Raw genomic sequence first — 13,164 nt, forward strand, 5'->3', positions numbered from 1 at the left:
GAGGCGGGCCCGAGGCCCTGGGGCGGGCCCCCGAGGGACTGAGGCGGGCCCGAGGCCCTGGGGCGGGCCCCCGAGGGACTGAGGCGGGCCCGAGGCCCTGGGGCGGGCCCCCGAGGGACTGAGGCGGGCCCGAGGGGCTGAGGCGGACGGGAGCGGGCCGGGTGGACGGGTCGCGGGATAGGGTCCGACGGATGACGCGTCGGACACGCTTCCCCGGCCCCCGGGAGGGGCTCTGGCTCTGGTACGAGATCGGCGAGGACGGGCACGCGCTGCGGCAGGCCGCGTTCGACCGGTCGCTGCCGGTCCCGCCCGCCGGGGACCCCCTTTACCGCACGGATTGCCGCATGGGCGGGGTCACCGAAGGCGGCGCGTCGGTGGCGGCCTCTCGCGACGATCTCCGCTTGACGCTCGAACGGTTCGGGCCGGACGGCGTGCGGCTCTACGAGACCGTGTACGGCGTGCTGACGGACGGCCCGGTCGAGGTGCCGCCCGGCGCCGAGGACGTCACCGGCGCCGAGTTCGAGCGGGCCTGGGTCACGGCGCGGCGGCACCGGCACTTCACCCGCCACCGCACGGGCCCGCTGCCCGAGGGATCGCTGGTCACGGGCACGGTCACCGCCCTGCCGTGGGGCCCAGGCCTGACGGGGCTGGTGGTGGACATCGACCGGCCCGGGCGGGCCTTCGTCGACTTCGGACAGTTACCCCCGCGCGGCGAGGACTGGCCGCCCGTGGGGACCGTGACCGAGTTCGAGGTCGTCCAGATCCGCTTCGACGTCCGACCGGAGCGCCCCGACCTGCAGATCAGGCTTCGCCCGACAGCAGTGCCACCACCTGGCGGGCCGTGGCCGCGTCGCGGGCCGCGGTGAACGGCAGTTCGTTGTCGCCCGTGATCCGGAAGGGTTCGCCCGTGCGGGTCAGGTGGGTGCCGCCCGCCTCCTCGACCAGGAGCAGGCCCGCGGCATGGTCCCACGCGGCCTCCCAGGAGAACGCCGTGGCGTCGGACTCGCCGCGGGCGACGGCGAGGTACTCCAGTCCGGCCGAGCCGCAGGGACGAGGGGCCACCCCCGGGGTGCGCAGGCCGGTCAGGGCGTGCTTCTGCTCGTCCGTCGTGTAGTCCGGGTGGGACGTGGCGACCCGTAGGTCACGGCCGGGCTCGGGCGGGCCGGCGTACAGCCGCTCGCCGTCCAGGAAGGCGCCCCGCCCGCGTACGGCCGTGGCGAGTCGGTCGTCGGCGGGGGCGTAGGTCCAGGAGGCGTGCACGACGCCGTGGTGGGCGAGCGCGACCAGCGTGCAGAAGCCCGGGTCGCCGTGCACGAACTGCCGCGTCCCGTCGACGGGGTCGATGATCCACACCGGTGCCTCGCCGCGTATCGCCTCGTACGACGCGGGGTTGGCGTGCACCGCCTCCTCGCCGACCACGGCCGAGCCGGGCAGCAGGGCGGCCAGGACCTCGGTGAGATACAGCTCGGCCTTGCGGTCGGCGTCCGTCACCAGGTCGTGCGGGCCGGCCTTCTCGTCGACCTCGTGTGCCGCGAGCCGGCGCCAGCGCGGCATGATCTCCAGGGCGGCCGCCTTGCGGACGGCCTCCTCCACCTCGTCGGCGTGCCGGGCGAGAAACTCGTCGATGGTTTCGTTGTTCTCGATCATGCCTCCATGAGAGCACGCCCCACTGACAATCCCCACCCGGGTGGTGTACTCCGGGTGGAATCGGCACGAACATGAGGTGCGGGCGTCCGTGACCACCCGGTACGGAGGTCAGCGGCCGACCGCGTAGCCCTGCATTCCGCGCGGGTTCGCCGCCGCCGACAGCACGCCCGTCTCCGGGTTCCGCGCGACGGCGCACAGGCGCCCCTCCGACCAGGCCTCGCCGACCGTCACGTCGTGCCCGCGGCGCCGCAGCTCCTCGACGACCTCCGCCGGCATGCGGGACTCCACAGTGACGCTCCCGGCCCGCATGCCGCGCGGGAAGAACGACCCGGGGAAGCTGTCGTTGTGCCAGTTCGGCGCGTCGATCGCGCCCTGGAGGTCGAGGCCGCCGCGCACCGGGGCGCGCAGCGCGACCGCCAGCAGGAAGTGCAGCTGCCACTGGTCCTGCTGGTCGCCGCCGGGCGTACCGAACGCCATGACGGGCACCCCGTCGCGCAGGGCGATGGAGGGCGTGAGCGTGGTGCGCGGCCGGCGGCCCGGGGTGAGCGAGTTGGGCAGGCCCTCCTCCAGCCAGGTCATCTGGAGCCGGGTGCCGAGCGGGAAGCCCAGTTCGGGCACGACGGGGTTGGACTGGAGCCAGCCGCCGCTGGGCGTGGCCGACACCATGTTGCCCCAGCGGTCCACGATGTCGAGGTGGCAGGTGTCGCCGCGGGTGCCCCCGTCGGCGGTGACGTCCGGTTCACCCGGCACCGGTGACGTCGGGCTCTTGGCGACCGTCGGCTCGCCGACCCCCAGGGCGTCGAAGCCCTCTGCCTCCACGGCCGCCACGCGCGCGTGGGCGCTGAGCCGCGGGGCGTGTCCGCCCGGGCTGCCGGGCCGCAGCTCGAAGGAGGCCTTGTCACCGACGAGCGCCCGCCGTGCCGCGTTGTACTCCGGCGACAGCAGGTCGTCGAGCGGCACCCGGGCCGCGCCGTCCGCGTCCCCGTACCAGGCCTCCCGGTCGGCCATGGCGAGCTTGCAGCCCTCGACCAGCAGGTGGACGTAGTCGGCGGAACCGTAGCGGGGCAGCTCGGGCGGGAGCAGCGCGAGTTGCTGGAGCAGGACGGGGCCCTGACTCCAGGGGCCGGCCTTGCACACGGTCCAGCCGTTCCAGTCGTACGTCGCGGGAGCCTCGTAGGACGCGGACCAGCCGGCGAGGTCGGCGGCGGTGAGGGTGCCGGTGTGGCGCTCGCCGCTGGTGTCCATGGTGGGCCGCCCGGCCTGCCGCAGGAGGGCCTCGGCGACGAACCCGGTGCGCCAGACCTCCCGAGCCGCGTCGATCTCCGCCTCCCGGCCCCCCGCTCCGGCGGCCTCGGCGAGCAGCCGTTTCCAGGTGGCGGCGAGGGCGGGGTTGCGGAACAGCGCGCCGGGGCGCGGCGGGTGTCCGTCCGGCAGGTAGACCTCGGCCGAGGACGTCCACTCGGTCGCGAACAGCTCCCGTACGGTCTCGACGGTCTCCGTGAAGCGCTCCACGGGCGCGTGCCCGTGCTCGGCGTAGCCGATGGCGTACTTGAGCACGTCGGCGAGCGGTTTGGTGCCGTGGTCGCGCAGCAGGAGCAGCCAGGCGTCGAAGGCACCGGGCACGGCGGCGGCGAGCGGTCCGGTGCCGGGGACGAGACGCAGACCGAGCCCCTTGTAGTGCGCGACCGTCGCCCCGGCCGGTGCCACGCCCTGGCCGCACAGCACCCGCACCTCGCCGCCCGCGGGGGCGAGCAGGATCGGCACCTCACCGGCGGGCCCGTTGAGGTGCGGCTCGACGACGTGCAGCACGAAGGCACCGGCCACGGCGGCGTCATAGGCGTTGCCCCCGTCCTCCAGCACCGCCATGGCCGACTGCGAGGCCAGCCAGTGGGTGGAGGACACCATGCCGAAGGATCCTTGAAGCGTGGGTCGGGTGGTGAAGATGCCTCTCACCTCACTGTCTCCGCGTGACGGAACGGGCTCCCCGGCAGACTATCGCCCGCCCGAGGATGATCCTTCAAGCACCCGACCAAGCGGCTGAATTGGGTGCGTTGAGGCATTGGCACCCTGCGACGCGCTCCCACTCGGACGTCGTACGTCCTTGGCCCGGACCCGGCCACCTGCCGAAATGGCAGTGCCCCGCACGATCGACCGGACGGCGTGGCGGAGAGCGTGCCGGGAGTCGGGCGCCTCCTGGCTTCCTCGTGGTGAAGGACGGACCGCTCATGCATGTGCAACCCGACGCAGAGGACACCGGAGCGGGCCAGGACGAGCCGGTCGCGGTGGTCGGAGCCGCCTGCCGGTTCCCCGGTGAGGCCAGGTCGCTCGCCTCGCTGTGGCGGTTGCTGATGGCGCGGCGGGAGACCGTGCGGGAGGTGCCCCGGGAGCGGTGGGAGCAGGCGGAGCTGGCCGGTCTGCCCGCCCAGGTGGCGGCCCGGCTGCGGTACGGCTGCTTCCTGGACGACGACGTGTACGCCTACGAGCCGGAGTTCTTCGGGATCAACGCGCAGGAAGCGCCCTGGGTCGACCCGGAGCACCGGCTGCTGTCCGAAGTGGCCTGGGAGGCCATCGAGCACGCCGGCATCCCGGCCCAGCGGCTGTCGGGCACGCCGACGGGCATGTTCTTCGGGATCTACCAGAAGGACTACATGCTGCGTGTGCAGCGGCCTCTCGAAGAGGTCAACGCCTACGCGATGTACACCGGTTTCGACAGCATCGGTCCCGGCCGCGTGGGCTTCATGCTGAACCTCAGGGGACCTCAGGTCGTCATGGAGAGCGCCTGCGCCTCCGGGCTGGTCGCCGTGCACTCCGCCTGCCAGAGCCTGCGGACGGGTGAGTCGGACGTGGCCCTGGCGGGGGCCGCCATGCTGACCCTGGGACCCGAGGGGGTCATCGCCCCCGCGCTGTGGGGGGTGTTCTCCCCCACCGGCCGCTGCCACGCCTTCGACGCCGCCGCCGACGGCTACGTGCGCGGCGAGGGCTGCGGCGTGGTCGTACTCAAGCGCCTGTCGGACGCGGTACGGGCGGGGGACCGGGTACTGGCGGTGCTGCGCGGCACGGCGGTCAACCAGAACGGGCGGGGCACACGGCTGAGCGCTCCCTCGGAGCCCGCGCAGATCGATCTCTACCGTCTCGCGCTGGAGCGCGCGGGCGTCGAGGCCGGTGACATCGGCATGGTGGAGGCACACGGTCCGGGCACGGCGGTGGGCGACCCCATCGAGTTCGCCGCGGTGGCGGCCGTGTACGGCAAGGGCCGCGACCGGTGCGCGCTGGGTTCGGTGAAGACGAACATCGGCCACACCGAACCGGTGTCGGGCGTGGCCGGTCTGCTGAAGGCCATCGCGTCCCTGCGCCACGGCATGGTGCCGGCCAGCCTGCACTTCCGGGACTGGAACCCGCAGATCGACGCCGACGGCACCCGGCTGTTCGTGCCCACCGACACGACCGAGTGGCCGGTGCGGGACGGTGCCCGGCTGGCCGCGGTGTCGTCCTTCGGCATCAGCGGCACCAACGCGCACATCGTGCTGGAGCAACCTCCCTCGCCCTCCCCCGCCCGGCGCACGGCCCGTCCGGTCCCGGCCGACGAGTCCGGCGCGCCCCGGCCCGTCGAGACGCCGCGGGTGTTCCCGCTGTCCGCCGGCACGCCCGTCGCCCTGCGGTCCGCGGCCGACCGCCTGGCGCGGTGGCTGAGGGGAGAAGGGTCACAGGTCCCGCTGGGCGATGTGGCGCACACACTCGCCGTGCGTCGCTCGCCGTCCCGGGAGCGGGCCGCCGTCGTCGCCGCCGGCCGGCCGGAGTTGGTGGCGCGGCTGGAGGAACTGGCGGCCGGGACGGCGCTTCCCGCCGGGGTGGCGACCGGCAGGGCGGTGCCGGACGACGCCGGGCAGGGCGTGGTGTGGGTCTTCTCGGGGCACGGCTCGCAGTGGGCGGGTATGTGCCAGGAACTCCTCGACCGGGAACCGGAGTTCACCCGGGTCGTCGACGAACTCGAACCGCTCGTGGCCGAGGAGTCCGGCTTCTCGCTCCGGGAGACCCTGCGCCGCCCCGAGGTGGTGACCGGCTTCGACCGGGTACAACCGGTGATCTTCGCCATCCAGTTGGGTCTGGCGGCGATGTGGCGGGCCCACGGGGTCCAACCGGCGGCCGTGATCGGGCACTCCATGGGAGAGGTCGCCGCCGCGGTGGCCGCGGGAGCGCTGAGCGTCCGGGACGGGTACGGGTCATCTGCCGCCGGTCGCGGCTGATCCTGCGGACGGCCGGACAGGGCCTGATGGCCTCGGTCGCTCTGGGACGTGCCGAGGTCGAGCGGCTGCTGGCGGAGCAGGAGGTGCGCGGGGTGAGCGTCGCGGTCGTCGCGTCGCCCGAGAACACCGTCGTGGGCGGTGACGCGGACCGCATCCGCCGTCTCGCCGAGGAGTGGGACGCGCGCGGCGTGGGCATCCGCGTCATCGAGGTGGACGTCGCCTCGCACACCGCCCACATGGACCCCATCCTGCCCGACCTGGCCGACGCGCTCACCGAGGTGACCGGCAGGACGCCGGGGACGGCCTTCTACAGCACCGTCACCGACGATCCGCGCGAGCACGTCGCCTTCGACTCCGCCTACTGGTCGGACAACCTCCGCGGGGTGGTGCGCTTCGCCGACGCGGTGCGCGCCGCGGCCGAGGACGGGCACCGGCTGTTCGTCGAGATCGGGCCGCACCCCGTGCTGGCCCACCCGGTGCAGGCCACGCTCACCGCGCACGCGCACAGCGACACCGTGGTCGTGCCCTCCCTGCTGCGCGACACCGACGACGCGCTGGCGTTCCACACCCATGTGGCGGCGCTGCACTGCGCCGGTCACCCGCTGGACTGGGCCGACCGCTACGGCGATGGCGCCCTGGCCGACGTACCGCCGACCACGGGAGCGCACGCGGTACGTCGTCGATCCTTCCCCGCTGCGGCAGTCGGCGGGGGCGCACGCCTCGCCCGCCTCGCACCCGCTCACCGGACCGCACACCGCGGACCCCGACGGCGAGGGCCGTCATCTGTGGCAGACCCGTGTCTCCCCCACGACCTTGCCCTGGCTGGACGCCCACCGCGTCAACGACGTCGCCGTGGTGCCCGGCTCGGCTCTGTGCGAGATGGCCGTCGCCGCCGCCTCGGACCTCTACGGCGTCGGCCCGGAGCGCCTGCGCCTCACCGGCATCGATCTGGAACGGCTGCTGCTGCCGAGCGCCGACGGCACACCGGTCACCGCCACCGCCGAGGCGGCCGGCCCGGAGAGGGCCCACTGGCGAGTGGTCAGCACGGCTCCCGACGGTACTTCGGTCCGGCACGCCCAGGCGGCCCTGCACGTCACGCCCGAGGACGGGTCCGTACCGCGGGGCTGCGACCCGCAGCGGCTGCTGACGGAGTTCCCGCACGCCGTGGACGCGGCGGACGTCTACCGGCAGATGCGCGAGGAGCGCGGCGTGCACCACGGGCCGCCCTTCCTCGGCCTGCAGTCCCTGCACGCGGACGGGGCACCGGCGGACCGGGCGGGCGCCCGCCTCCTGGCCCGTCTTCGAGTGCCCGACGACGGCCGGGCCGGGGCGCAGGCCCTGCACTGCCATCCCGTCATGCTGGACACCTGCCTCCAGGCCGTCGCGGGCGTCGTACTGCGCACCGGTACCGTGCCCGCGGGCGGCATCCTGCCCCGGCGCGTCGAAGCGCTGCGGCTGTACGGAGCGTTCCCGCTCAGCGGGTACTGTCTGGTCACGCTCCGGTCGACGGACGGCGACGGCTGCACCGCCGACTTCCGGCTGTGGGCCGACGACGGGTCCGTGGTCGCCGACGCCACCGGAGTGGAGTTCCGCCACGTACCCGCCGAGAGCGCCGAGGAGCGCTTCGACCGCCGTCTGCTCCGGACGTCCTGGGAACCGTGCGAGCGCCCCGGACCCCGGCCGGCGACGGGAACCTGGGTCCTCTTGGCGGAACCCGGGAGGGAGTCGTTCGCGGCCGTGCTGGGCAGTGCCCTGGAGGAGCGCGGCGCCACGGTGGACGTCCGGACGCCGGCCCCGCAGGACGGCCCCGCGTCGGTGCTGCCGTCCTGGGCCGGCGAGCAGGCGCCGCAGGCGGTGGTGTACCTGCCGGCACCCGGCAGCGCGTTCCCTGACCCCGACCGCCTGGCACGCGAGCGGGTCGCCCGCCTGGTGGCGACGGCCCACGCGCTGGCGGACACCGCGGGGGGCGGAGCGGTGCCGCGTCTGTGGACCGTCACCGGCGCCGCGCAGCAGGTCGCGCCGGAGGACCGGCCGGACCTGGGACAGGCGGGTCTGCGCGGGCTCGTGCGGGTCCTGAGCTACGAGCACCCCGAACTGCGCCCCGGCGTCCTGGACATCGACCCGCGGACGCCGGTCACGGACGTGGCCGAGGAGTTGCTGTCCTGCCCCGACGAGCAGGACGAGGTCGCCTACCGGCACGGGACACGTCATCTGGCCCGGCTGCGCAACGCCCCGCTGGACGAGCGGGAGCGCCGGCTGCGCACCGTCGACCGCGCGCGCGACCGGGTGGCCCTGCACCTCGCGCGCCCCGGTGACCTGGACTCCTTCGAGTTCGTCGCCCAGTCGCGCCACCGGCCCGGACCGGGCGAGGTCGAGGTGCGGGTCGACGCCACCAGCGTCAACTTCATCAACGTGCTCCAGGCCATGGGCGTCTACCAGCGCTTCAGCGCGGGCGAGGAGCGCGGCGACGTCAGCGCGTTCGACGGCGCGGGCGTGGTCACCGCCGTCGGCGACGGCGTCCGGGACGTGGCGGTGGGCGACCGGGTCGCCGCGATGTTCGTGGACCAGGGCCAGTCCACCGTCATGTCCTCCTTCGCGTCCGTCCGCGCCGACTGCCTCCTGCCGGTGCCGGACGGGATGAGCGCGCAGGACGCCGCGGCCCTGCCGTGCGCCTACCTGACCGCCTGGTACGCCCTGCGGCACCTGGCCCGGCTCCGGCGGGGCGAGAAGGTGCTCATCCACTCGGCGAGCGGCGGCACCGGTCTGGCCGCGCTGAACCTCGCGCGAGCCTGTGGCGCCGAGGTCTGGGCCACCGCGGGCAGCGAGGCCAAGCGGGCGTACCTTCGCGAGCTGGGCGTCGCACACGTCATGGACTCCCGCACCCTGGACTTCGCCGACCAGGTGCGCGATCTCACCGAGGGCCGCGGCGTCGACGTCGTGCTCAACTCCCTCACCGGTCCGGCGCAGTCCGCCGGTCTCGGCCTGCTGGCGCACCGGGGCCGGTTCGTCGAGCTGGGCAAGCGGGACATCTACGCCAACACCCGTCTGGGGCTGCTGCCCTTCCGCCGCAACGTCACCTTCGCCGGCGTCGACGTGCTGATGATGATGCAGCAGGACCCGGAACTGCTCGCCGAGGGCTACCGCGCCCTGACCGGCATGCTCGCGGACGGCGCCCTGCCGCTGCTGCCCGTCACCGCGCACCCCGTCACCGAGGCGTCGTCGGCCTTCCACGCCATGGCATCCGCCCGGCACACCGGCAAACTCGTCCTCACCTGGCCCACCGAGGGCGCCGGCACCCTGCCCGTGCGACCGGAGGACGTCCCCGTCGTACGGCCCGACGCCGGCTACCTGGTCACGGGTGGCCTCGGTGGACTGGGGCTCCTGGTCGCCCGGTGGCTGGCCGAGCGGGGCGCCGCGGCCGTGGTGCTCACCTCCCGCAGCACCCCCGCCCCGGCCACCCGAGCCGCCCTCGACGCCCTCACCACCGCCTTCGGCACCCGCTTCGAGGTGGTGTGCGGGGACCTCGCCGAGCCGGGCGTCGCCGACACCCTCGTACGGGCCGCCGTGGCCACGGGGCACCCGCTGCGCGGTGTCGTCCACGCCGCGGCCGTCGTCGAGGACGCCACCGTCGCCAACCTCTCCCCCGCCCTCCTGGAGAGGGTCTGGCGCCCCAAGGCGACCGGGGCCTGGCTGCTCCACCACGCCACGGGCGGCCAGGAGCTGGACTGGTGGGTCACCTTCTCCTCCGCCGCGTCACTGCTGGGCAACCCCGGTCAGGGCGCCTACGCGGCCGCCAACGCCTGGCTGGACGAGTTCACCTCCTGGCGCCGGGCCCAGGGGCTGCCGGCCACCTGCGTCAACTGGGGGCCGTGGGCGGAGGTCGGCCGCGGCGCCGGGATGGCGGAACGCGGCTACGCCATGATCGCGCCCGACGAGGGCATCGCCGCCCTGGAACGCGTCCTCTCCCACGACCGCGACCGCACCGCCTACACACCCGTCGACACGGCGCGGTGGCTGGAGTCCTTTCCCGCCACAGCCCGCACCGCCTTCTTCGCCGAGCTGGCCGCACCGGTCGCGGGCGCGGACCCGGGTGGCTCCCGCAGCGCCCTGCTGACGTCCCTGCGGGAGACGGACTGCCCCCAGCGGCGTCAGCAGATCCTTCAGCCCCAGATCGTCGAACACATCTCCGCGGTGCTGCGGCTGGGGACCGACCGGTTCGACGCCAACGCGTCCCTGGTGACGCTCGGCCTGGACTCCCTGATGGCCATCGCCCTGCGCAACCGCCTGCAACGCGAACTGGCCCTGGACATCCCCACCACGGTGATGTGGACCCACCCGACGGCCTCCGCGCTCACCCGCTACCTCCTGGCCCGCCTCGACCCCGAAGAGGGACAGGACGAGGCGCGTCCCGAAGCCGAACCGGCCGCCACCTCGTAAGCCGTCCCGAGCCCACGGCCCCCGCCCACCCGTAGCACCCGAACGCTAGGTGACCCTCGTATGCCTCCTCCCACCCCCGCTCCCACCCGCACGTCCGACATCTGGGACGTGATCGTCGTCGGGGCCGGCCCGGCCGGCGCGACCGCCGCCCGCGTCGCCGCCGAGAACGGCTGTGAGACCCTCCTGCTGGAGCGCGCCGCCATCCCCCGCTACAAGACCTGCGGCGGCGGCCTCATCGGAGCGTCCCTCGCCGCCCTGCCCCCCGGCCTGCCTCTGAAGGTCTACGACACGGCCCGGCAGTTCACCTTCGCGCTCAACGGCCGCAAGGAGCGCACTCTCACCTCCGCGTCCCCGACCATCGCCATGGTCTACCGCAGCGAGCTCGACGCCGCGCTGACCGAAGCCGCCGCGGCGGCGGGAGCGAAGGTACGGGACAGCACCGCGCTGACCTCCCTGGAACAACAGGGAGAGACCGTCACGGTGAAGACCAACCGCGGCGACACGCTCCGCGCCCGAGCCGTCGTGGGCGCCGACGGCAGCGCCGGCCGAGTCGCACGGTACGTGGGAGTGCGGTGCGCGCAGGTCGACCTCGCGCTGGAGGTCGAGGTGCCGGTCGACCAACGGACCGCCGACCGGTGGCGGGGCCGTCTCCTGATGGAGTGGGGTCCGCTGCCGGGCTCCTTCGGCTGGGTCTTCCCCAAGGGAGACGTCTGCACCGCCGGAGTGGTGGCGGCTCGGGGCAACCCCGCGGCTCTGCGGGCCTACAAGGACGACTTCCTCACCCGCCACGGACTCGTCGGCCCCCCTCCGATCCACGACACCGGCCACCTGACCCGATGCCGCCGCCCCGACTCCCCGCTGGCCCGCGGGCGCGTCCTCGTCGCCGGTGACGCCGCCGCTCTCGTCGACCACTGGTCCCGGGAGGGCATCTCCTACGCGCTGCGCTCCGGAGACCTCGCGGGCCGCGCCTGCGCCCGCCTCGTCACCGCCGCCGAGCCGGAGGCGAGCACCGCCGCCGACCATTACGCACGGGAGATCGATGGCGTCCTCGGCGCCGAAATGAGCGCCAGCAGCACGCTGATGGACCTCTTCGCACGCAACCCCGGCCTCGTCCACACCGCCCTGACCCGCTTGCCTCCGGCGTGGCGCCGTCTCGACGCCTACATCGCCGGCCGCACCAGCGTGGCCGGGATCATGGCCACGCCCATGGCGCGCAGCGCCGCCGTCCTGGCCACCCGGCTCCCCTTCGGGCCCGCGGGAACGCTCTCCCGCGAGCCTGCCCGTCCCTGATGCGCTCCCTTCGACGTGCGGCGCCGCCCGCGCCAGGCGGCAGGCATCAGACGCGGGCGAGTTCCGCGGCGCCGAAGGAGACGTCGAAGCGGTCGCACCAGATGCTCACGCTGGTGTACCGGGACAGGTCGACATCAGCGGGTACGACGTAGTTCTGGCTGCCCTTGTTGCCCTTGAGCTTGCCGAGGCTGACGTACTCACCGTCGTCGAACAGGTGCCAGCCGGCCCGGCCCTCCCTCACCGGCGCGTCGGTCAGCCACACCCGCAGGTCCGGGCCGTTGCTGGTGTCCAGGTTCTCCAGCCGTACGACATGGGAGCCGTCCGCGAGCCGCACCAGTCCGACCTTGCCGGAAGTGCTGTGCTCGTGGCTGATCAGCTCGCCGCCGGCCAGTGTCCGGGGCCCCGCGGCCACGCTCGGCGACGGGGCCGGACCGGTGGCGGAGGTGGCGGGAGGGGAGGACGACGCCGGTTGCGCGGCCGGCAGCGCCTCGTCCACGGTCTCGTCCTGCCACAGCTTCCACGGCTGGAACCAGTACAGCCCCAGGCCTGCCCCGGCGACGACCACCGCCAGCACCGCGACGACCAACCGCCTGCCCGGTCTCCTCAGCCCACGCGCCATGTCCCGCCCCGCCTTTCGATGATCCTCCGTCGACACCTCCATTCAACGCGGCCGACGGCGCACACAGGGGCCGGAAAGTATGACGGATCGCTTACGCCACGTCGCCCGCGACCGGGCTCGGGTCCACGGGGCCGCCCGCGGCGGCACGCCGGCGTGCCGCGTCCTCGTCGGTTCGGGCGTCGTAACTGAGCAGCTTGGGCAGTGCCGTGGTGAGCAGGCCCACCGCGGCGACGCAGGCGAGTCCGCCGGTCCAGATCGCCGGGCGGGCGCCGGTCCAGCCGGCCATCGCTCCGGCGCGGACCTGGCCGAGTTGCGGGCCGATGCTGTAGGAGAGGACCTCGATGCCCGCGAGCCGGCCGCGCAGGCGGTCGGGAATGGTCTGGTTCCAGATGGTCGAGCGTCCCAGCCCGCTCAGCATGTCCCCCGCTCCCGCCAGCGCGAGGCACACCAGCACCAGCCAGATGTGTGACGTCCAGCCGGCCGCGGCCATGGCCAGGCCCCAGCCGGCGGCGCCGAACACCACCAGCAGACCGTGCCGTCGGGTCCGGGACACCCAGCCGCTGGTCAGGCTGACCAGCAGGGAGCCGACGGACCCGGCCGCGTACATCAGGCCCAGGGACCAGTCGGCGTCGAGTTCGTCCGCGAGGAAGGGGAAGATCGTGTTCGGGAAGGCGAAGAACATCGCCGCGAGGTCGACCGCGTAGGTGCCCAACAGCACCGGCCTGGACCAGGCGTACCGGGCCCCTTCGGCGATACCGCGCCATGACGGCTTGGCCGCGTGCTCAATGGGCGGCACGGGCGAGAGCCGACGGCACATCAGGACCGAGAGGGCGAAGCAGACCACGGTGGTGGGGGGGGGGGGGAGGGGGGGCGAGGGGGGGACCACAAAGGAAAGGAAGCAAGAAACGAGGCGAGGGGTGGCCTAGG

The 13,164-nt window shown here is 74.2% G+C and carries 6 protein-coding genes and 2 pseudogenes; 4 read left to right on the forward strand and 4 right to left on the reverse strand.

Annotated features, from left to right (window positions below; all coding sequences use genetic code 11):
- Positions 1–191 precede the first annotated feature (191 nt).
- Positions 192–866, forward strand: a complete 675-nt coding sequence (locus ACFCZF_RS34250) for a hypothetical protein (RefSeq protein WP_376674954.1) — start codon at positions 192–194, stop codon at positions 864–866.
- Here ACFCZF_RS34250 and ACFCZF_RS34255 read toward each other — a convergent pair.
- Together ACFCZF_RS34255 and ACFCZF_RS34260 are read right to left on the reverse strand one after the other, a co-directional pair.
- Positions 802–1,647, reverse strand: a complete 846-nt coding sequence (locus ACFCZF_RS34255) for an inositol monophosphatase family protein (RefSeq protein WP_375920940.1) — start codon at positions 1,645–1,647, stop codon at positions 802–804. The genes ACFCZF_RS34250 and ACFCZF_RS34255 overlap by 65 nt on opposite strands.
- 108 nt (positions 1,648–1,755) lie before the next feature.
- Complete coding sequence (locus ACFCZF_RS34260) at positions 1,756–3,552, reverse strand: gamma-glutamyltransferase family protein (protein WP_376674955.1); 1,797 nt, start codon at positions 3,550–3,552, stop codon at positions 1,756–1,758.
- A gap of 320 nt (positions 3,553–3,872) precedes the next feature.
- On the opposite strand from ACFCZF_RS34260, the pseudogene ACFCZF_RS34265 reads away from it, so the two are divergent.
- The 3 genes and pseudogenes from ACFCZF_RS34265 to ACFCZF_RS34275 form a co-directional block, all read left to right on the forward strand.
- Positions 3,873–6,427: pseudogene (locus tag ACFCZF_RS34265) on the forward strand (type I polyketide synthase); the annotation flags it as partial.
- 91 nt (positions 6,428–6,518) lie between these two features.
- Complete coding sequence (locus tag ACFCZF_RS34270) at positions 6,519–10,328, forward strand: SDR family NAD(P)-dependent oxidoreductase (RefSeq protein ID WP_376674956.1); 3,810 nt, start codon at positions 6,519–6,521, stop codon at positions 10,326–10,328.
- Positions 10,329–10,388: 60 nt separating this feature from the next.
- Complete coding sequence (locus tag ACFCZF_RS34275; RefSeq protein WP_376674957.1) at positions 10,389–11,618, forward strand: geranylgeranyl reductase family protein; 1,230 nt, start codon at positions 10,389–10,391, stop codon at positions 11,616–11,618.
- 46 nt (positions 11,619–11,664) lie between these two features.
- Here ACFCZF_RS34275 and ACFCZF_RS34280 read toward each other — a convergent pair whose 3' ends face one another.
- Complete coding sequence (locus tag ACFCZF_RS34280; protein ID WP_376674958.1) at positions 11,665–12,237, reverse strand: DM13 domain-containing protein; 573 nt, start codon at positions 12,235–12,237, stop codon at positions 11,665–11,667.
- A 91-nt stretch (positions 12,238–12,328) separates the two neighbouring features.
- Positions 12,329–13,102: pseudogene (locus tag ACFCZF_RS34285) on the reverse strand (MFS transporter); the annotation flags it as partial.
- Positions 13,103–13,164: the final 62 nt, after the last annotated feature.

It is taken from the genome of Streptomyces sp. NPDC056296 (assembly GCF_042268605.1).
GTDB lineage: Bacteria > Actinomycetota > Actinomycetes > Streptomycetales > Streptomycetaceae > Streptomyces.